The following is a 19,745-nucleotide window of genomic DNA, read 5'->3' on the forward strand; positions in this document are numbered from 1 at the left end:
GACATAAACTGGGACCGTTAGGCGGACACTAACCGAAGCCGGGGAAAAGGAGGCGCTGGGGTTGCGGAGGATATACCTGGATCACGGAGCGACCACCCCACCCGATCCGCGGGTGGTCGACAAAATGCTCACTTACCTGAGGGGAACGTTCGGAAACCCCTCCAGCGGGCACGTCTTCGGGCGCGAGGCCCGGGAAGGCATTGAAAAGGCACGGGTCAGGGTGGCCCTGGGGTTAGGCGCCGATCCCCGGGAGATCATCTTCACCAGCGGCGGCTCGGAGGCCAACTATCTGGCCTTGAGGGGGGCGGCCTACGCCAACCGGGAACGGGGCCGCCACATCGTGGCCTCACAGATTGAACACCACTCGGTGCTGGACACCTGCCGGGATCTGGAGCGCGAGGGTTTTGAGGTCAGCTGGGTTCCGGTCGACGAGTGGGGCCTCGTGGACCCCGGGGACGTGGCGGCGGTTTTGCGGCCGACCACCATCCTGGTCAGCGTCATGCTGGCGAACAACGAAGTCGGAACCATCCAGCCGGTCGGGGAGATCGCCGCCCTGGCGCGGACGGCCGGGGCGCTGTGCCACACCGACGCCGTGCAGGGCTTCGGGAAAATGGCGGTGAATGTCCGGGAGTTGGGGGTGGACCTTTTGTCCATCTCAGCGCACAAGATATACGGGCCCAAGGGCGCGGGCGCCCTGTATCTCCGGAACGGAACAAACTGGCGGCCGCTGAATTACGGCGGGGGCCAGGAGTGGGGGCGCCGGCCGGGCACCGAAAACGTGGCCGGCATCGCCGGTCTGGGAATGGCCGCCGAACTGGCTGTCGCCGAACTGGAAACAGAGGCGGCACGCGTCGGAGCCCTGCGGGACCGGCTGGTGGAGCAGGTTCTGCTCCGGGTGCCCGGGGCGCGTTTGACCGGGCACCGGGAACGGCGGATTCCGCACAACGCCCATTTTCTGATTGCCGGGGTCGCCGGTTTTGAACTGCTGGCGGGTTTGGACGCCGAGGGTGTGGCCGTGTCGGCGGCGTCGGCTTGTGCCGCCGGTTCGGGGGCGCCCTCGCATGTCCTGCAGGCGATGGGAGTGCCCAACGAACTGGCAATGGGCGCCGTCAGGGTGACCCTGGGCCGAGGCAACACCACCGAGGAGGTAGACCGGTTTGTCGATCTCCTGGAGCGGTTGGTCAATAACCGGGCGCCGCCCATGCAAGGCTAGTTGGATTCTGCCGAAAAACGCAACCAAACTTCTCACCTCTCCGTGACCGACTGTTTGAGTCTGCCCCGGAATCTAATTTTCAAGAGCCGGGGCATACTAATAGCAAACGCCGATCCGGCTCATAGGGGGTAATGGCCTTGCACTGCCCGATCTGCAGCGGGAGAGCGACCGGCAAGGTGGGTGTGGAACAGTACTACTGCTGGGATTGCTGTGTGGAATTTAGAATCGACAAAGAAGGGGTGCGGATCTTCGACGTCAACGAGGACGGCAGTCTGGTCGACTTTGACCCCAACAACGAATTGGTTTACTGAAATCAAGCGCCGGCGTGACCGGTCTAAAGCGGTACCAGTCTTACCTGTCCCTTAACCGCCAGATCATCCCCAATTATAGCCAGCGCCCCGGTCACGCCCGCGACCGAAAGGGCGAATTCAACCGCCCCGGCCAGGTCGGCGGGTTTTTTCACCCGGTTCGCTGCGGCGGTGGCGACCGCATCGGCCAGCGCCGCCGAGGGGGCCAGGATGGTCACAGCGTCCGCCGTTCCAAAGCTGACGGAGTGACCGATGGTGCCCGAGGACGTGCACAGCCCGAGCGGTGTCATTCCGGGGGTGACTTCCACCCCGATGCGGTTGCTCAGCGGGGAATCCCCGGCGTAAATGCCGACCAGACGCCGGCGCGCCGACTTGATGAACAGGTCACCCCCGTTTTCCACGAATACATCCCGGGAGTACCGGGCGAGAAACCGGCCGACATGGTCGGCGATGGCACCGGCCACCGCGGCCATGGGCCCGACTCCGGCCAGCGCCGCCGCCGCCGCCATGTCGGCGGCGACCGGCGGAGCCCCGCTCCGGACGGGGTGGGGCTCCATGGCGTGCAGGAAGGCAGGATCGCCAGCGATGTAGGACTCGAGCCCGCGCCGCAGCTCCTGGACGTACCGTTCGACCTCGCGGGCGAGCGCCGGGGTGAAACGGTCACGCCGGACCCCGATCAAAAGGTCGGTCTGGCGCACCACCACCTGGAAGTGGGTCAGGTCCTCCTGGCGCAGCTGCCGCCGGTAAGTCCTTTCCAAAGCTAAAACTTGACCTCCATGGCCCGCACGGGGCAAGCCCGCGTGCACAGCTGACAGACGATGCATTTCTGTCCGTCAAAAGCAACGGTCATCTCCGGCCGTTCGACGTACAGCGCCCCGACCGGGCAGATCGCCGTACAGGCCCCGCAGCTGATGCACCGTTCCTCGCTGCGGACGATCTCCTCGCTCAGCGGCTGGACGGCCACTCCCCGGGAGGCCGCGAAGGCGAGGCCCGCCTCAAGGGCTTCCCCGGTCAGCTCCACGATCATGGTCCCCTGCTTGTGCGGGTTTATGTTCGCCTTCAGAATGTTCACCATCAGGTCGTAATCCTTGACCAGGTAATAGATCAGGGGTTTGTCGGCCACTTCGGCCGGAAAACGCAGGACCACCTTTCTGGTAGCCACGGTCATCACTCCTTTGGACCCTTGATTTCAAGCGGTTTGCCGGTAAGGCCGGCCTCCGGGGACGGGAGTAGGCGGACCGGCTCGGACAGCAGAAATTCCCCGGACAAGAGCCACTCTTTCAGGATAGTGGCGATCTCCAGCGCCCTGCTGTAGCTTGACAGGGGCGCGGTGGGTACTTTGCGGCCCCGGACCTCGATCGTGCCCGACTTCAGTTCGGCGTAGCTAACGAGCCCCAGGTTGCCGGGATGGCGCTGCGGATAGGCCTCGCTGTAGTCCACGACCGGCGCGTACAGATCCTCGTCCGCCAGGGCGGCATAGCGCAACACCTCTTCATCCAGGACGGGGATCGGGATGCCGAGGCCCACCACCAGCGTGGCTCCGTAGCCCAGGAAACTGGCGCCCACCAGCCAGCGGGGGCTCATCTGTTTCAGGTCGCCCAGCACCGTGAGGGTACCCCCGGCCGCGAACACCGAACCCTCCACCGGGCCTTCCCGCACGGCGGGGAAGTGCTGGGTGCCGTTCCAGACCACGTAGCCGGTGCCTCCGCCCAGGAAGATCCGGGTGCCGATGCCAATGGTCCGGAAATATGGGTCCTTCAGAAGCGGACTCAATTGTCCGCTGGTCGAATAGTGAGCGTTGCCCAGGTCGGGTTTCAAGACTCCCATATAGGTATAAAGCGTCCTGGGGCCCAGGTTCACCGCCACGTTGTAGTTCTGATAAGCGTTACGCGGGTTGAAAAGCACGACCTCGTTCAGGTCGTCCAGGGTGATCCAGGTCTCGATCTCGCGCCGGGGATAGCAGTCGGTGCCGTAACCCTCCACCTTCAGCTTGACCGGATTGCCGGCTACCAGGTCGTGAATGACGTGACCCCCTCCGTACCGGAACTCGCCGGGGTGGTTCCGGTTCAAGGGGTCGGTTTCCGGGACGGAAGTCGCTCCCAGGAAAGTGTCCACCGCCGCGAGACCGCCGCAGGCCGGCACGTCGTTCAAGAATACCCGGTGCCCCTTGATGCGCGGGGCGCTGTGGCCGAAATTCAAGTATACTCCGGAGGAACACATCGGTGCGAAAGTACCCGTGGTCACCACGTCCACCCGGCGGGCCGTTTTGGTGAGGCCCTGTTCCCGGACCATGGACACCACCTCTTCCGCGGTGACGACCACCGCCTTTCCTTCACGGAGCCGGGCGTTGATTTCGGCGTAGGTTTTAGTGCTCACCTGACACACACCTCCAAAAAATGATGCCCCCGGAGAATCGAAAAACCTCTTCTCCGCAGGGAAAAGAGGCCGAAAACGATACGGTCCTCTTATCTCCCAGAAGAATCGATCTCCCGCAGGAATTAGCACCTGGCCGGTGACCACCGCCACCGACTGGTTGCCGGGCTTCATCGGGCCAGTCCCTCCGCCACTCTCGATAAGAGATTGGGACGTTATGAAATATATGCTCCCAGTCTAGCAGTTGGGCCGGGACGCTGTCAAGAAGGTTTTCGCGCCGTGCCCGGCCACCGAAAACACCGGCCCCACAAAAAGGTGTCAGACACCTTTTTTTGTGTAAAGAGGTGCCAGCGGTCTTGGACTCCGCGCCCAAGGAGGGTGTCCGGATGGGCGTTTCGCCACCGGCGCTCGGTGTTTCTTGCGCGGTGCGCGCTTTTCTTGACCATATTGGCAATTCTTTGTATAATTTAGAGCGCAACGAGGGGGTCCGCCAAATGAACAGCAGTGAAATCCGTAAGCGTTATCTGGAATTCTTCGCGGCCCGGGGGCACCGGGTTATTCCGAGCGCGTCCCTGATTCCGGGTAACGACCCCACGCTCCTGTGGACGTCGGCCGGCATGGTGCCGTTCAAGCCGTATTTCACCGGCGTGGCCACTCCCGAGTTCCGGCGGGTGGTCACCTGTCAGAAGTGCCTGCGCACCCCCGACATCGAAATGGTGGGCAGAACGGCGCGCCACCACACCTTCTTCGAAATGCTCGGAAACTTCTCCTTCGGCGACTATTTCAAGGAGCGCGCCATCCCCTGGGCGTGGGAGTTCGTAACCCGGGACCTCGGGCTGGCACCGGAACACCTGTGGATTTCCGTGTACCTGGATGACAACGAGGCCTTTGATCACTGGCGCGGTCTGGGCGTGCCCGCGGAACGGATCGTGCGCCTGGGCCGGGATACCAACTTCTGGGAGATAGGCGTCGGCCCCTGCGGCCCCTGTTCGGAAGTCTATTACGACCGCGGGCCGGCGTACGGTTGTGAGAGCGCTTCCTGCGGTCCGGGTTGTGACTGCGACCGGTGGCTGGAAATCTGGAACCTCGTGTTCATCCAGTATTTCCGTAATGAAGCGGGAGACTATTCCCCCCTGGAAAGCCCGGGAATTGACACCGGGATGGGACTGGAACGGGTGGCGTCCGTACTCCAGGGTGTAAATACCAACTTTGACACCGACCTTTTCCGCGGTCTGATTGACTACACGGCTGGGGTGCTCGGCGTGCGGTACGGCGATGACCCGGCCGGTGACGCGGCCCTGAAAGTCATCGCCGACCACGGCCGGGCCATCACCTTTGCGATCGCGGACGGGGTGCTGCCCTCCAACGAGGGCCGCGGCTACGTCATTCGCCGCCTGTTGCGCCGGGCCGTCCGGAAAGCCCTGCTTCTGGGCCGGGAAAAGCCGTTCCTGGAAGGGGTGGCGCTGGCGGTCATCGAACAGATGGCCGGTGCTTATCCGGAACTGGAGACGGCGCGGGACAGTGTGCGCAAAGTCGTTCGTTTTGAAGAAGAGCGGTTCCGCCAGACTCTGACTCAGGGGAACGAAATTATCGGCCGCCTGATCGCCGAGGCCCGGGCCGAGAAACGCTCCACTCTCGAGGGTGCCGCCGCCTTCCAGCTTTACGATACCTACGGTTTTCCCCTGGAACTGACGCGGGAGATCTGCGCCGAGCAGGGCCTCGCGGTGGACGAAGCCGGGTTTGAGGCGGCGTTGAAGGCCCAACAGCAGAAGGCGCGCTCAAGCCGCCGGGAAACAAGGTACGTGGAGGAGCGGGAGACCTTCTTCCGGAACCTGCGTGACGAGATCGGCCTGACCAGGTTTGTGGGGTACGAGCAGTTGGAGGCCGACGCCGGCGTACGGGCTCTAATTCGCGACGGGCAACGGGTGCCTGCGGCCGGTTCCGGGGAACAGGTCAGCCTGGTGGTGGACACCACCCCCTGTTACGCCGAGTCCGGTGGCCAGGTGGGTGATCACGGCCTGATCGAGGGGGAAAACGTCAGGGGCCGGATCACGGATACCTTCGCCCCGGTGGAGGGGCTCCACGTACACGAGGTGGTGGTAGAGGCAGGCGTACTGGAAGAGGGGGCCCGCATCCGGATTCTCGTGGACGGCTCCAGGCGCCGGAAGATCTGCCGGAATCACACCGCCACGCACCTCCTGCACCGCACCCTGAAAGCAGTTCTCGGCACCCACGTGAACCAGGCCGGTTCCTTGGTGGCCCCGGAGCGCCTGCGGTTTGACTTCACCCACATTCAGCCTCTTTCAGAGGCGGAACTGGCTGAAGTGGAGAGCCGGATCAACGAGATCGTGCTTTCCAACCTGCGTGTAGAGAGTTTTCAGACCTCCTTCGACCGGGCCCGGGAACTGGGGGCGGTCGCCCTCTTTGGAGAGAAATACGGGGACCTAGTCCGCGTGGTTCAAATCGACGGGGTGAGCATGGAACTGTGCGGCGGCACCCACGTGCTGTCCACAGCGGAGATCGGGCCGGTGAAGATCACTGCGGAAAGCAGTGTCGGGGCCGGGTTGAGACGGTTGGAAGCCGTTACCGGCATGGAAGCGCTCGCGTTTCTGAATTCCCGGAACGAGCAGTTGCACCGGATCGCCCAGGCGGTGCGCGTACCGGTGTCCGAACTGGTGGTACACGTCGAGCGGCTGCTTGACCACCAGAAAAAACTCCAGCGCGAAAACGAACAACTGCAGGACCGCCTGCAGGTTTATGAGGTCAAAGAACTCCTGGACCGGGCGAGTACGCACGAAGGCGTGAGAATCCTGGCGACCAGCGTACGGGCACGCGACATGGCCGAGTTGCGCAGCATGCTGGACCTTCTACGCGAGCGGTTGGGCTCGGCGGTGATTGTGCTCGGCTCGGCGGTGAACGGTAAGGTGAGCCTGGTTGCGTCCGTATCGCGGGATCTGGTGGCGCGTGGACTGCACGCCGGGGCGATAATAAAAGAGGCGGCGGCGGTGGCCGGAGGCGGCGGCGGTGGCCGACCCGAAATGGCCCAGGCCGGCGGAAAAAACCCCGAAAAGCTGACGGAAGCCTTGGAAAAGGCCCGCCAAGTGGTTCTGCGCCGGGTAGACGGCGGCTCCGCCTAGTCGGGCACCCAGATTTTCACTGGATTTACAGAGGAAATACTTGCCGTGTGGAGAACATGTCCGAAGAGTGTCGTTTGAAGGGAGGGTTCAAAGGGTGACGCACCCCGAATTCCCGGATCAAACTGTGCGGTTTGAGCGGAAGGCGGAAGAGGTCAGCGCAGCCTATGAAATCCTCTTGGCCGTTCACCAGGCTTTAAAAGACAAGGGCTACAACCCTATCAACCAGATAGTCGGATACCTTTTATCCGGCGATCCCTCCTACATTACCAGCCACCGGAACGCCCGAAATCTGATCCGGCGTCTCGAGCGGGATGAGTTGTTGGAGGAGTTGGTCAAAAGCTACCTGGCGCACAAAAGCCCTACCGGGGAGTAGGGCTTTCACTTGTGCTGTCCGGACGGGGGACGATGGAATATCGTCAACTGGGGCGCACCGGGCTTGAAGTTTCGCGGCTTTGCTTCGGCTCCCTCACGTTAAGCCCGTTGCAGGCCGGCCTCCCGGTCCGGGAGGCCGCCCGGGTGATGCGGCACGCTTTTGACTGTGGCGTTAACTTCATCGATACGGCCGAATTGTACCAGAACTATGACCAGATCCGCAGCGCGGTCCAGGGCCTCGGGGACAGCGTCCTGATCGCCACCAAGAGCTACGCCCATCGCCGGGACCAGATGGAGAAAAGCCTGATTCGGGCCCTACGGTCTCTGAAACGGGACTACATCGACGTCTTTCTGCTCCACGAACAAGAGTCGGTACATACCTTACGGGGACACCGCGCGGCACTGGAATACCTGGTGGAAGCTCGGGAGAAGGGTCTGGTGCGCGCGATCGGCATTTCCACCCACCACGTGGCCGGGGTGGAGGCCGCAACCGCGGACCCGGACATCCAGGTGATCCACCCGATCATCAACCGGCTCGGAATCGGGATACGCGACGGGGACACCGGGGCGATGCTGCGGGCCATCCGGATCGCGGCGCAAAACGGCAAGGGTGTCTATGGCATGAAAGTCTTGGGCGGCGGGCATTTACTGGAGGACTCCGAGACCGCCCTGAGGTTCGCCATCGGCATCCGGGACCTGGCCTCCGTGGCGGTGGGCATGCAGACCACCCTCGAGGTTGAATACAACGTGCGCCTGTTTTCCGGCCAGGTGGTCCCGGACGGCTTGCGCCAGATTGTCAGGCGCCGGCCGCGCCGGTTGTTGGTGGAGCACTGGTGTCTTGCCTGCGGGGAATGTGTGCGGCGGTGCTCGGCCGGGGCACTATATATCAAGGATGACGGCCGGGCGGCGGCCAGGCAGGAACTGTGCAACCTCTGCGGGTACTGTGCCTCGGTTTGCCCGGAATTTGCCATAAAGGTGATTTAGCCATGCGCCTGATGGGACTCGATATCGGCGACCGGAGGATCGGGGTGGCCTTAACTGATGAAAACGGGGTTGCGGCCTACCCCCTGGAGGTGTTGGAGCGGACCTCGCCGGAAAAGGATCTGCGCCGGATCACCGAGATCATTGACCAGTACGGGGTCGAGCGGGTGGTGGCCGGACTGCCGAAAACACTCTCGGGGCAAATCGGACCCCAGGGCGATAAGGTGTTGTCTTTTTTGGATAAGCTCCGGGTGCGTTCGACGGTGCCCGTGATCACCTGGGACGAACGGTTAACAACCGCGGAGGTGGAAAAACTACTGGTTAGTGCCGATCTGGGCCGCCGCCGGCGCCGCAAGGTGGTGGACAAACTCGCGGCGACGCTGATCCTGAATTCCTATCTCAATTCCCGGAAATCAGGCCGTAACACTTGACGTTCATGGCTACGGCCAATAGAATACTCATAATTTGGTGAAGGAGTGAACAGAAGTTGACCATGACATCGGAAGAGGTCATTACCCTGATTGACGAAGAGGGTGTGGAACATGATTTTACTGTCCTGGACATCCTGGAAGTGGACGGTACGGAGTACGCCATCCTGATCCCCGTAGACGACGAGGAACAAGAAGACGAAGTGGTTATCTTCAAGTTCACGGAGGATGACGAAGGAAACGAGATCCTGGTCGAGATTGAGGACGACGAGTGGGAGAAAGTTGCCGACGCCTGGCAGGAGAAAGTTGGTAGAGAACACTAGGGGGAAAGGTCCGTGACCGGGCGTCGCTTACTGCTGTTGGTTCTTTCGGGTCTGGCCGCACTCCTGTTGACCGTCACGGGAACATTCTGGGGCATTGTCACCGTGGAGGGCCGGTCGCAAACTGTGTTCCCGGGGGTGTCGGTTTACGGTCTTGACTTGGGCGGCCTTGACCAGGCGGGATGCCTGGAGGCGGTCGGCTCACTCGAACAGAGCCTCAGGTGCACACCGCTTACCCTGGTCTACGGGAGTAGGTCGTGGCGGGTGGAGCTGGGGGACCTCGGGCTGGTCGTTGACGGAGACAAGATCACAAGCGAAGCGCTCAAAGCCGGACGCTCCGGTTTTTTTGTGTCCCAGTGGCTGGAGCGTGGTGAAATCAGTCGGAACGGGTTTAAGCTCGACCTCTGCGCCGATTTTGAAGAACCCCGGTTCCGCACGGTGATCGACGAGATCACCACCGAAATCACTCGCGCGCCGGTGGACGCCAGGTACCATATCGGTAACGACGACACCGTGCACATCATCCCGCACCAGGACGGCTACCAGGTGGATCACGGCCGGTTGAAACAGCGTATCCTGCAGCAGCTGGAGACCGGACGCCTCGCCCCGGTTTCCATTCCTGTGGTTCACGTTGTGCCGGAGTATACCACCAGCGATGTGGAAGCCATGAACCTGACCGGTCTCCTGGCCGAGTTCGGCACCAACTACGATCCCGCGGTGGTGAACCGGTCTTACAATATCAGCGTGGCGGCGGGTGCCCTTAATAATCTGTTGATCCCCCCCGGGGAGATCGTGTCCTTCAACCGTATTGTTGGTCCCCGCAGCAGTGAGGCGGGGTATCGGACCGCACCGGTGATCATCGAGAACCAGTTCCAGGAGGGCATCGGCGGAGGGGTCTGCCAGGTGTCATCCACCCTGTACAACGCCGTCGTCCTGGCCAACCTCGAAGTCTTGGAACGTAAGAACCACTCCCTGCCGGTGACTTACGTCCCGATCGGCAGGGATGCCACCGTGGTATTCGGGGCGATCGACCTCAGATTCCGGAATAATACCGGAGGGTACATTTACCTCAAGACTTCGGCGGCCAACGGCCGGGTTTCCGTAAAGATCTTCGGCGACCACCGGTATCATCCCCGGGTGGAAATCAAGAGCTGGATCACCGAAACACTGGAACCCCGGACCGTGTACGAGGATGACGAAAACCTGGAAAAGGGCAAGCAAGTCGTCAAGCAGGCGGGCTTGCGCGGGTATCGGGCCCAGGCCGAGCGTTGGGTGTGGCAGAACGGCGCGGCTGAAAAGGAACCGCTCCCGGCGAGCTTCTACCACCCGGTGCCCGAAATCATTGCGGTGGGCACCAGGGAGCCGGTTCCGGCCTTGATTGTGCCCCCGGAAAGCGGGGTGCCGATCTGGATCCCCGACCCCGGTAACCCGTTGTCTCCACCCGGATCAATACCCCCGCGAGAGGAAAATCGTGTTCTGCAGCCGGAATGACTCCGGTAAATGCTTCTGTTGGGCGACAGTGAGGCGCTGCGGCGAACCTAGCCCGGCGAAGGGACGGGGGCCGGTATTTCTTTTTGCTGCCCGGGCTGCTATAATTTTGACCAACAAGCAACCCGAGAGGTACTTGCCTTGACCTTCCGGCAGACAGTCATCGACCGTTCCCTGTACATTCTTTTGGGGCTCCTGGGATCGGCCGCTTTTCTGATCGGCGCCGCCTGGATCACCGCCAACGCGATGCTGGCGCCGGTTTGCGACCGGGAAACGGATCCGGTGCTGGTGGAGATCCCGGCCAGGGCAAGCACCGGGCAGATCGGCGCCATCTTGGCCGACAAGGGCCTAATCCGGAACGCCACCGCTTTCCGGTTGTATGCCCGGTTTCGGCGACTGGATGCCGTCCTGAAAGCGGGAGAGTACGAGCTTTCCCCGTCTCTGTCCACCCCGGAGATCATTGAGATTCTGGCCCAGGGCCGGGCCAGGCTCGTGGCGTTCACCATCCCCGAGGGGCTGACCTTGAAGCAGACCGCCGTTTTGCTGGCAGACCGCGGGTTCGTGGACGCCGATGTCTTTACGCGGCTCCTGGACGAGAAGGCGGCGTCTCATCCGCTGTTGTCCGGCCTGCCGGAGGAGCAACGCTCGCTGGAAGGCTACCTTTTCCCGGACACCTATATGATTTCCATCGGGACCAGCGAAGAACAGATCATCCGGCTTCTGCTCGCCCGTTTCGAAGAGGAAACTGCCCGCCTGGATCTGGAGCGCCGGGCCGCGGCACACGGTCTTAATCTGCACGAAGCGGTGACCCTTGCCTCCCTGATCGAGCGTGAGGCACGCGTGGCTGAAGAGCGCCGGGTGATTTCCGGGGTGCTCCACAACCGGCTCAAGCGGAATATGCTCCTGCAGGTTGACGCCACCATCATCTACGCGCTGGGCGACTTCGACCGCCAGGTGGTGCTGTACCGCGACCTGGAGGTTGACTCCCCCTACAACACCTACCGGTATTCCGGCCTCCCCCCGGGTCCCATCGCCAGCCCGGGCCGGGACTCCCTGATTGCCGCGGTGGACCCCGACCAACACGACTACCTCTACTACGTCGCCAAACCCGACGGCACCCACGCCTTTTCCCGCACCCTGGCCGAGCACAACGCCAACAAGCGGCGGTACCTGCCCTAGAACAGAATTCAGGAGCCAGAAGCCAGAAGTCAGAATAAGAAACCAAAAACCAGGATTTAATGACAGCCAAAGCCTTATCGATACCTGGTTTCTTTCCCCATCACCCAATGTTCGGCTGGACCACATATTCTCTCCATATTGTACGCTGTTTACGGCATAGGGTCTAAATCCTTTTACTACATTACGCCCTAACGGGTGGGTCTTCCCGCATAAAACCCGGGTTTGCAGGCAAAGCTATTCCAAGCTAGCTAGTTCCCGAAGGACATCGGCGGCGCGACTCCGGCCGACCGCGTCCGGGAATGGGTTTGGAAGGGGATTGAAGGCCGTTGGAGCAATTGCGCCGGAGACGTGTGCGCTGGGTTTTCGTGGGCTTGGTGGCCGCCCTAGCTCTGTTGGCTGGGAAGCTCGGGGAAGTCCAGATCACTCAGCACGCCGCTTTCAGGGTGGCCAAACTCAGCCAGACCGCGGTGCAGGTTTCTCTGGAGTCCGTGCCCCGCGGCGCGATCCTGGACCGGAATCTTTTTGACTTGACGGGCCGGCACGCCGCGGCCCGGATCGTGGTGATCCCGCAGCTCCTTCCGGAACGGGAAGGGTTGGCGGCGGAGCTGGCGGCGATTCTGGGCGTTGATGCCGGTGAGATCCGGGCACACCTGGATTCCCCCGGCATCCTGCCGTATCCGCTGTCCCGGGTCCAGAAGGAGACTGTTCTGGCCCGGGGTTGGCCGGGAGTCGGAGTGCTGCCGGTGGCCTTCAGGTACGGGGAACGCCCGGTGGCGGCCCACGTTCTGGGGCACCTGGGCCCGCATTCGCCCGCGGCCTCCGGAGCGGCGGCCGAACCCGGCCGGCTGGCCGGCAAGTCGGGAATCGAATTGTTTTATGAACCCGAACTCGCCGGCCGGCAGCCGGTGGCGGTGGTGCGCAGCTTTTTTGACGCCCGCGGTCTCCCGTTGCCGGGCCTGGGGCTGGTCGTCGAGACCCACAAGGGGGATGACGGGCGTCAGGACGTACGATTGACCCTGGATCTTGCCGTGCAGGAGATCGTAGAGGAGGTCATGGACCGGAAAATCGAGACGGGGGCAGTAGTGGTCCTGGATATCGCCACCGGAGATATTCTGGCCCTGGCCTCACGGCCCGACTACCACCCGGCCCGGGTGGGCGAGTATCTGAGTTCCGGAGTGGCAGACGTGTTCAACAACCAGGCCCTGGCCCTGTACCAGCCGGGCTCCATATTTAAAATTGTGGTGGCGGCCGCGGCACTGGAGGAGGGAATTGTGGCGCCCGACACGACGTTTGCCTGTGCCGGGCACGAGGACAGGCTGGTACGGTGCTGGCTGGCTGAGGGCCACGGTGCGGTCGGTTTTGCTGAGGCCTTCGCCGTTTCCTGCAATCCCGCTTTTGCCCGCCTGGCGCTGCAGTTGGGCAGCGACAAGGTCGTGGAGTACGCCCGCCGTTTCAAACTGGACCAGCAGGCGGTGATCGGGTTTCCTTTTCCACCCGACCGGCGTCAGGATCTCGACCTCATCAGTCGGCCTTACAACCTGGTGAACGCGGGAATCGGCCAGGGACCGGTTTTGGTGAACCCCCTGCAAATCACCGCCCTGGTGGCGGCGGTGGGGCGGGATGGGGTTTACATTCCCCCGCGGCTGGTGATTGAAATCCGACGGGAAAACCGGGTGGTTCGGACATTGGAGCCGGGAGCGCCGGAGCGGATAATGACGGCCGGTACGGCACGGGCCATGAACACGCTGCTCAAATCGGTGATCGCGGGGGAACTCGGGGAAGCCGCCCGGGTACCCGGATGGGGAAGCGCCGGGAAGACCGGAACGGCACAAACCGCGAACGGGAACAACAACGCCTGGTTTTCCGGCTACGTGCCAGCGGAAAAGCCGCGCTACGCGATTACGGTGTTCGTGCGCGGGGGCGGCAACGGTGGTCAGAGTGCCGCTCCGGTGTTCCGGGAGGTCGCGGAGCAAATCCTCGCCCACTAATCCTATGCTACCGCAAATTAACTTTGGATACCGGTTTGCTTCCGGGTACCATGCTAATAAAATGGCTAATGACGGTGTTTTGCCCAAAAATGATGAATGATAAATATTGCCTGGAAATGGCGTTTATAATTATAATACAATAGTAAGGCAGTCATATAAACGTGTGCCTTGCACTGAGGGGGAGGTGTGTTGTTTCATGCCGATCTATGACTTCAGATGCCGTAATTGCGGGCATCAGTTTACCGTGCTGATTCAGTTGTCGGAGAAAGACGGGGTACATTGCCCGCGTTGCCGGAGCAGGAATATCCGGCAGATCATTTCCCCCTTCAGTTTGTTCGGCCGGAAGCCCTCCCGGGACAAATGCGGTTCCGGTGGTGCTGTGGGCGGCGGGTGAAGGATCTGACAAATTGGGGAACAGGCTGTTCCCCTAGAATAATAAAATAATGTTGAAGGGATGGTTCGGGAATGATAGTAGAAATCAATGAAAAAACGTTCGAGAACGAAGTGACCAGGAGCGACCAGCCCGTGGTGGTTGACTTCTGGGCGGAATGGTGCGGCCCGTGCCGCAGTATGGCCCCGGTGATTCAGCAGGTGGCGGCAGAGTTTGCGGGCCGGGTCAAGGTCGGCAAGGTGAACGTCGACCAGAATCAGGCCTTGACCGCGCGGTTTGGGATCAAGGGGATTCCCACCTTGTTGTTCTTCAGGGACGGTCAGGTGGTCGACCAGGAGGTCGGCTTCACCCCGCGCGGTGTCGTGGTGGAGAAAATCAACGCCTTGCTAAAGAAATAGAAGTCTCAACAAACGCCCGAACCGCGTTGAAACCGCGGCAACAAATGCCGTTGATATTCCTTGTAAGGCGTTTGCATTTGTGTTATACTATGTCCGGTATTCTTGTTCTCCTCCCGCACCATTTTTCGAAGGAGTGGGTTCCGTCCCACTCCTTCGCGTTAGTAAAGCGCCGGTTGGCGGAGGTGTAAGCGAAGTGGCGGCAAGTGATATCGCCGGGCGGGTCGAGGAAATGGCCCGTCCCTTGGCGGAAAGGAAAGGGCTCGAACTGGTCGAGGTTCAATACGTCACTGAGGGTGGTCGGCGGTACCTGAGGGTTTTCCTGGATAAACCCGGCGGGATCAACCTGGATGACTGTGAGGCCGTGTCGAGGGAGTTGGACCGGGCCCTGGATGATGTCGATTTCATCCCCCACTCCTACGTGTTGGAGGTTTCTTCGCCCGGGCTCGAGCGCCCGTTGAAAAGGGCTGAAGATTACGTGCGGTTCAAGGGGCGCCTGGTGCAGATCAACACCTATGCACCCCTGAACGGACGCAAGAAGTTCTCCGGTCGGTTGATGGGCAGCGGGGAAGAAGGCGTTACAATCCTTCTCGGCGAGCACGAGTTAGCAACCATTCCCTGGGATCAGATTTCCAAAGCCAGGTTGGCGGTAGAATTTTAGGGCTGATATCTTTAGGAGGTTACTAACAAATGAATAGCGAGTTTCTGGCGGCTTTGCGCGACCTGGAGAAAGAGCGCAGCATCAGTGTGGAAGTCCTGCTTGAAGCCATCGAGGCGGCGCTTTTGTCCGCCTACCGGCGCAATTTCGGGACTTCACACAACGCGCGGGTGCAGGTTGACCGCCACACCGGAGACTGCAAGGTGTACGCCAGGCGGACCGTTGTCCAGGAAGTGGAGGACCCCCAGGATCAGATTTCCCTTGAGGAGGCCAGAGCCATTAACCCGGGCTACCAACTGGAGGACACGGTAGAATCGGAAATCACGCCGCGCAATTTTGGACGTATCGCCGCCCAAACGGCAAAACAGGTGGTGGTGCAGCGGATTCGGGAAGCAGAGCGAAACATGGTCTTCGAGGAATTTGCCAGCCGCGAGGGCGACATCGTCACCGGTGTGGTGCAGCGCATCGAGCAGCGCAACGTGTACATCGAACTGGGCAAAACCGAAGCCGTGCTTCCCCCGGCGGAACAGATACCGAGAGAGAACTACCGGCCCGGTCAACGGCTGAAGACATATATTGTCGAAGTGAAGAAGACCACCAAGGGGCCGTTGATCCTGGTTTCCCGGACTCATCCGGGTCTCCTGAAGCGGCTGTTTGAGATTGAGGTTCCCGAGTTGCACCAGGGGCTGGTGGAACTGAAAGCGGTGGCGCGGGAGGCTGGGATCCGGTCCAAGATCGCCGTCTATTCGAATGATGAGGGCATTGATCCGGTCGGGGCTTGTGTCGGCCCGAAGGGCGCCCGGGTACAGGCGATCGTTCAGGAGTTGAACGGCGAGAAAATCGATGTCGTGAAGTGGAGCCCCGACTCCTCGAAGTTTGTGTCCAGTTCCCTGAGCCCGGCCAAGGTGATTGCGGTGGAGGTGTGGGAGGACGAAAAGATCGCCCGGGTGATCGTACCCGACTACCAACTGTCGCTGGCCATTGGGAAGGAAGGTCAAAACGCCCGCCTGGCCGCCAAGCTGACCGGTTGGAAAATCGACATCAAGAGCGAATCGCAGATGGCTGAAATTTACCGGGAATATCTTGAGCAGCAGGGCTACGAGCAGGTGTGAGGCTCCTAATACGTTGCTTGTAGTTTACTTCCCCGGGGGAGGTTTTTAAATGCCCGCCAAAAAGGTGCCATTGCGCATGTGCCTGGGTTGCCGGGAGATGCGTCCCAAGAAGGAACTGATCCGGGTGGTGCGCACCCCGGCAGGCACCGTTGAGATAGATCCGACTGGAAAACGCCCGGGACGGGGTGCCTACGTATGCGGCAGGGAGTCGTGTGTCGATCAGGCCGTTGAGACGAGGAGGTTGGAAAAGGCCCTGAAAACAGGGGTTCTGCCCGAAACGATTCAGGATCTCCGGAGGGAGATAGAGAGGCGTGCAGGCGGTATATAAGCTACTGGGGCTTGGTCAGCGCTCCCGCAGCGTGGTATCCGGCGATGAGGGGGTGCGTGCCAAGTTGGAGAGACATCAGGCGCGGCTGGTGATTGTGGCCCGGGACGCGGCACCGGCGACGCGGCGGGATTTTCTCGTCCTGTCCGCGCGGTATGCGGTTCCGTGTGTGGAGTTCGGCACCAAGGGCGAACTCGGGATCGCGGTGGGCAAATCTCCGAGAGCGGTGCTGGCTCTCCTCGAAGACAATCTGGCCCGGCGCGTGTTGGATTTACTGGAAAGGTCGGAGGACGGTTCAGTATAGGGACCGTGATCAGTGGAGGTGATTACTTGACGAAACAACGGGTCCACGAAGTGGCCAAAGAGATCAATATGGGGAGCAAAGAGTTGCTCAAGGTTTTGACAGACCTGGGTGTCGCCGTCAAATCACATATGAGCACCCTGGACCCGGAAGATATTGTTCGCTTGCGGGAGCACCTGAATGCGGGAAAGAAGGGGGATAAATCCAGAGTCGGCCCGGCCGCCCCGGAGGAGCGGGGTGGTCCGGCGGGACAACCGCGCTCCCGAGGTGTCAAACTGAGCCAGTACGGCCCGGGGCTGGTGGACAAGGTGCCGCAGCGTCCGCCGGACAAGCGTCTGATTGAACGACCGTTCCGGGTGCCGACGATTCTGCCTCCCGCCTTCGGGGAAGAGGTCAAGGCTCCGGCCCCCGCGCCGAAACCGCCGGAAATACCGGTTGAGGCGCGTCCGGCGCCGCCACCGGCGGCACCCGCGCCTCAACCGGAACAGCACCGGCCGACGCCGCCGACGCGGCCGGTGCCGGACCGGCGTCCGCAGCCTGCCGGGCCCCATGCCCGTCCGCCCTACGCCGGACGGCCTCAATCCGGCGGCCCCCGGCCCCCGCAGGCGGGGGGTGGACCACCCCGCCCGCAAGCACCGGCGGGACGTTATCCGGGACCGCCACGCCCGGCTCAGGGCGCCAGGCCGGCCGTCCCCGGAAGGCCGCCGCAGCACCGGGGTCGTCCGGGAGTCGCCGCAGCGGGAGCCCCGCATCCGGGCCCCGGCGGAGCCCGGCCCCCAGCCCGTGGGATTCTGAGCAAGGCGATCCCCAAGCCGCCCGCCGAACTGGAAGCGGTTAAGCCGGACAAGAGCGTGGGGCAGCAGCGGTTCGCCGATAAGAAGGAGAAAGACCGCCGGACCCACTGGGACAAGAATGTGGGCAACAAAGAGAACCGGCTCCGCCTACGCCCGAAGGAAAAGCAGCATGGGCCGCGTGTGGTTCCTCCATCGGAACGGAAGCCGGTCGTGCTTACCGGCAGCCTGACGGTAAAAGATCTGGCGGAGAGAATGGGCGTCAAGTCGGCGGAGATCATTAAACAACTCATGTTTCTAGGAATCATGGCCACCATCAACCAGGAGATAGATGTGGAGACCGCGGTAGTGGTGGCCGAAGAAATGGGCTTCCGGGTGGAGATCAAGGAACGGGAACTCGATCCGGAGGAGCTCCTGGAACTGGAACCGGAAGAAGATGAGCCGGAGAAGCTGCAATCCCGGCCGCCGGTGGTTACCGTACTGGGTCACGTCGACCACGGTAAGACCTCGTTGCTGGATGCCATCCGGGATGCCAAAGTAACGGCGACCGAAGCCGGGGGCATTACCCAGCACATCGGTGCCTACCAGGTGAAGTACCAGCAAAAGCGGATCACCTTTCTGGACACACCCGGTCACGAGGCCTTTACGGCGATGCGGGCCCGCGGGGCTCGGATCACGGACGTAGCTATTCTGGTGGTGGCGGCCGACGACGGAGTGAAACCCCAAACGGTGGAAGCCATAAACCACGCAAAGGCGGCCGGAGTACCGATTATTGTGGCCATTAACAAGATCGACAAGCCGGACGCCAATCCGGACCGGGTCAAGCAGCAGCTTACTGAACACGGTCTGGTCGCCGAGGAATGGGGTGGCGATACCATCTGCGTTCCGGTATCGGCGCTGCAGAAAACCGGCCTGGACGAACTTCTGGAAATGATCCTCCTGGTGGCCGAGATGAATGAACTCAAAGCCAACCCCTTCCGAAGCGCCAGGGGCACGGTGATCGAGTCCCAGCTTGACAAGGGGCGCGGACCGGTGGTCACGGTGCTGGTCGAAAACGGAACGGTGGAGGTTGGCGACTTCCTAGTGGCCGGCAGCGCCTTTTGCCGCGTGCGCGCGATGATTGACCACAAGGGCAGGCGGGTGAAAAAGGCGGGCCCGTCCGCGCCGGTGGAGGTGTTGGGCTTTTCCGAAGTGCCGCAGGCCGGGGAGCGTTTCTACGAGGTGCCCGAGGAGAAGGTGGCGCGGCAAATCGCCCTGAAGCGGCAGGAGCGGAAGCGGCAGCAGGAACTCAAGGCCTCGGGCCGGATTTCCCTGGAGGACGTATTCAGCCGCATTCAGGAGGGAACCGTAAAGGAACTGCCGCTGATCGTTAAGGCGGACGTACAGGGGTCGGCGGAGGCGATGGTCCAGTCCCTGCAACGGTTGAGTACCGAAGAGGTCAAGGTCCAACTGATTCACCAGGGCGTCGGCGCCATCACCGAAAGCGACGTGAACCTGGCCGCGCTGGCGGGCGCGATCATCATCGGTTTCAACGTGCGGCCCGATGTGAACGCCCGGAAGGCGGCCGAGAGAGAACTGGTGGATATCCGCCTGTACCAGGTGATCTACGAGGCGCTGGACGATGTGAAGGCCGCTTTGAGCGGGCTCCTGGAGCCGACCTACCGGGAAGTGATTCTCGGACGCGCTCAAGTGCGCCAGATCTTCAAAGTCTCCCGGGTGGGGACGATCGCCGGCTGCTATGTGCTGGAAGGGAAAATCACGCGGGACGCGGGCGTGCGCGTGATCCACGACGGTAAAGTGGTACACGACGGCCGGCTTTCTTCCTTGAAGCGGTTCAAGGACGATGTACGGGAAGTAGTCCAGGGCTACGAATGCGGACTGACGCTGGAGCGGTTTAATGACATCCACGAGGGTGACCAACTGGAGTTCTACACGACGGAAGAAATCCAGCGCGAACTATAGGAGTGTCTTCACGCGGGAGGTGG

General features: G+C 61.8%; 20 protein-coding genes and 1 riboswitch. Of the genes, 17 read left to right on the plus strand and 3 right to left on the minus strand.

The window, feature by feature from the left end; all coding sequences use genetic code 11:
• Positions 1 to 61: 61 nt before the first annotated feature.
• Positions 62 to 1,213: a cysteine desulfurase family protein gene (locus tag DAUD_RS04580; protein ID WP_012302006.1), complete on the plus strand. Its 1,152-nt coding sequence runs from the start codon at positions 62 to 64 to the stop codon at positions 1,211 to 1,213.
• 131 nt (positions 1,214 to 1,344) lie between these two features.
• Positions 1,345 to 1,524, plus strand: a complete 180-nt coding sequence (locus DAUD_RS12430; protein ID WP_456298435.1) for a hypothetical protein — start codon at positions 1,345 to 1,347, stop codon at positions 1,522 to 1,524.
• Between the two features lie 23 nt (positions 1,525 to 1,547).
• Here the strand turns inward: DAUD_RS12430 and DAUD_RS04585 are convergent, their stop codons facing one another.
• The 3 genes from DAUD_RS04585 to DAUD_RS04595 are packed head-to-tail and all read right to left on the minus strand — an operon-like array spanning position 1,548 to position 3,897.
• A complete protein-coding gene (locus DAUD_RS04585) occupies positions 1,548 to 2,279 on the minus strand; it encodes a UPF0280 family protein (protein ID WP_012302008.1) in 732 nt (243 codons plus the stop codon).
• Between the two features lie 2 nt (positions 2,280 to 2,281).
• The gene (locus DAUD_RS04590; RefSeq protein ID WP_012302009.1) at positions 2,282 to 2,689 is read right to left on the minus strand and encodes an NIL domain-containing protein; all 408 of its coding nucleotides are present in this window, start codon (positions 2,687 to 2,689) and stop codon (positions 2,282 to 2,284) included.
• The gene (locus DAUD_RS04595) at positions 2,689 to 3,897 is read right to left on the minus strand and encodes a homocysteine biosynthesis protein (protein WP_041570823.1); all 1,209 of its coding nucleotides are present in this window, start codon (positions 3,895 to 3,897) and stop codon (positions 2,689 to 2,691) included. Before DAUD_RS04595 ends, DAUD_RS04590 begins: the two co-directional genes overlap by 1 nt.
• Before the next feature lie 86 nt (positions 3,898 to 3,983).
• A riboswitch (SAM riboswitch) is annotated at positions 3,984 to 4,100 on the minus strand.
• A 288-nt stretch (positions 4,101 to 4,388) separates the two neighbouring features.
• On the opposite strand from DAUD_RS04595, the gene alaS reads away from it, so the two are divergent.
• The 15 genes from alaS to infB all read left to right on the plus strand — a co-directional run bounded on the left by alaS (position 4,389) and on the right by infB (position 19,722).
• Positions 4,389 to 7,031 (plus strand): alanine--tRNA ligase, encoded by a 2,643-nt coding sequence (gene alaS, locus DAUD_RS04600; RefSeq protein WP_012302011.1) that lies wholly within the window; start codon positions 4,389 to 4,391, stop codon positions 7,029 to 7,031.
• Positions 7,032 to 7,125: 94 nt separating this feature from the next.
• On the plus strand, positions 7,126 to 7,404 hold the full coding sequence (locus tag DAUD_RS04605) for an IreB family regulatory phosphoprotein (protein ID WP_012302012.1): 279 nt from the start codon (positions 7,126 to 7,128) through the stop codon (positions 7,402 to 7,404).
• A gap of 11 nt (positions 7,405 to 7,415) precedes the next feature.
• Positions 7,416 to 8,387 carry an aldo/keto reductase gene (locus tag DAUD_RS04610; protein ID WP_320408592.1) on the plus strand — a complete coding sequence of 324 codons (972 nt, stop codon included), beginning with the start codon at positions 7,416 to 7,418 and terminating at the stop codon, positions 8,385 to 8,387.
• Positions 8,388 to 8,389: 2 nt separating this feature from the next.
• Positions 8,390 to 8,815 (plus strand): Holliday junction resolvase RuvX, encoded by a 426-nt coding sequence (gene ruvX, locus DAUD_RS04615; RefSeq protein ID WP_012302014.1) that lies wholly within the window; start codon positions 8,390 to 8,392, stop codon positions 8,813 to 8,815.
• 62 nt (positions 8,816 to 8,877) lie between these two features.
• Positions 8,878 to 9,135, plus strand: a complete 258-nt coding sequence (locus DAUD_RS04620) for a DUF1292 domain-containing protein (protein ID WP_041571156.1) — start codon at positions 8,878 to 8,880, stop codon at positions 9,133 to 9,135.
• 12 nt (positions 9,136 to 9,147) lie between these two features.
• Positions 9,148 to 10,623: a VanW family protein gene (locus tag DAUD_RS11545; RefSeq protein WP_012302016.1), complete on the plus strand. Its 1,476-nt coding sequence runs from the start codon at positions 9,148 to 9,150 to the stop codon at positions 10,621 to 10,623.
• A gap of 138 nt (positions 10,624 to 10,761) precedes the next feature.
• The gene (gene mltG, locus DAUD_RS04630) at positions 10,762 to 11,799 is read left to right on the plus strand and encodes an endolytic transglycosylase MltG (RefSeq protein WP_012302017.1); all 1,038 of its coding nucleotides are present in this window, start codon (positions 10,762 to 10,764) and stop codon (positions 11,797 to 11,799) included.
• Positions 11,800 to 12,125: 326 nt separating this feature from the next.
• Positions 12,126 to 13,787 carry a peptidoglycan D,D-transpeptidase FtsI family protein gene (locus DAUD_RS04635; protein ID WP_012302018.1) on the plus strand — a complete coding sequence of 554 codons (1,662 nt, stop codon included), beginning with the start codon at positions 12,126 to 12,128 and terminating at the stop codon, positions 13,785 to 13,787.
• A 196-nt stretch (positions 13,788 to 13,983) separates the two neighbouring features.
• Complete coding sequence (locus tag DAUD_RS04640; protein ID WP_012302019.1) at positions 13,984 to 14,181, plus strand: FmdB family zinc ribbon protein; 198 nt, start codon at positions 13,984 to 13,986, stop codon at positions 14,179 to 14,181.
• Between the two features lie 71 nt (positions 14,182 to 14,252).
• Complete coding sequence (gene trxA, locus DAUD_RS04645) at positions 14,253 to 14,576, plus strand: thioredoxin (RefSeq protein WP_012302020.1); 324 nt, start codon at positions 14,253 to 14,255, stop codon at positions 14,574 to 14,576.
• A gap of 193 nt (positions 14,577 to 14,769) precedes the next feature.
• Positions 14,770 to 15,234 (plus strand): ribosome maturation factor RimP, encoded by a 465-nt coding sequence (locus DAUD_RS04650; RefSeq protein WP_012302021.1) that lies wholly within the window; start codon positions 14,770 to 14,772, stop codon positions 15,232 to 15,234.
• 29 nt (positions 15,235 to 15,263) lie between these two features.
• Positions 15,264 to 16,343 carry a transcription termination factor NusA gene (nusA, locus tag DAUD_RS04655; protein WP_012302022.1) on the plus strand — a complete coding sequence of 360 codons (1,080 nt, stop codon included), beginning with the start codon at positions 15,264 to 15,266 and terminating at the stop codon, positions 16,341 to 16,343.
• A 49-nt stretch (positions 16,344 to 16,392) separates the two neighbouring features.
• Entirely contained in the window at positions 16,393 to 16,671 is a 279-nt protein-coding gene (gene rnpM, locus DAUD_RS04660; protein WP_012302023.1) for an RNase P modulator RnpM, read from the plus strand.
• Positions 16,655 to 16,972, plus strand: coding sequence for a L7Ae/L30e/S12e/Gadd45 family ribosomal protein (locus tag DAUD_RS04665; RefSeq protein WP_012302024.1), 318 nt, complete (start codon positions 16,655 to 16,657; stop codon positions 16,970 to 16,972). Before rnpM ends, DAUD_RS04665 begins: the two co-directional genes overlap by 17 nt.
• 50 nt (positions 16,973 to 17,022) lie before the next feature.
• Positions 17,023 to 19,722 carry a translation initiation factor IF-2 gene (gene infB / locus DAUD_RS04670; protein ID WP_456298442.1) on the plus strand — a complete coding sequence of 900 codons (2,700 nt, stop codon included), beginning with the start codon at positions 17,023 to 17,025 and terminating at the stop codon, positions 19,720 to 19,722.
• The last annotated feature ends 23 nt before the right edge of the window (positions 19,723 to 19,745 follow it).

Origin of the sequence: Candidatus Desulforudis audaxviator MP104C, from assembly GCF_000018425.1 — a bacterium.
Lineage (GTDB): Bacteria > Bacillota > Desulfotomaculia > Desulfotomaculales > Desulforudaceae > Desulforudis > Desulforudis audaxviator.

Coding starts and splice junctions, on each gene's coding strand:
- DAUD_RS12430 (WP_456298435.1), top strand. CDS start 1,345: ATGGCCTTGCACTGCCCGATCTGCAGCGGGAGAGCGACCGGCAAGGTG.
- DAUD_RS04590 (WP_012302009.1), bottom strand. CDS start 2,689: ATGACCGTGGCTACCAGAAAGGTGGTCCTGCGTTTTCCGGCCGAAGTG.
- alaS (WP_012302011.1), top strand. CDS start 4,389: ATGAACAGCAGTGAAATCCGTAAGCGTTATCTGGAATTCTTCGCGGCC.
- ruvX (WP_012302014.1), top strand. CDS start 8,390: ATGCGCCTGATGGGACTCGATATCGGCGACCGGAGGATCGGGGTGGCC.
- DAUD_RS04620 (WP_041571156.1), top strand. CDS start 8,878: ATGACATCGGAAGAGGTCATTACCCTGATTGACGAAGAGGGTGTGGAA.
- DAUD_RS04640 (WP_012302019.1), top strand. CDS start 13,984: ATGCCGATCTATGACTTCAGATGCCGTAATTGCGGGCATCAGTTTACC.
- trxA (WP_012302020.1), top strand. CDS start 14,253: ATGATAGTAGAAATCAATGAAAAAACGTTCGAGAACGAAGTGACCAGG.
- nusA (WP_012302022.1), top strand. CDS start 15,264: ATGAATAGCGAGTTTCTGGCGGCTTTGCGCGACCTGGAGAAAGAGCGC.
- rnpM (WP_012302023.1), top strand. CDS start 16,393: ATGCCCGCCAAAAAGGTGCCATTGCGCATGTGCCTGGGTTGCCGGGAG.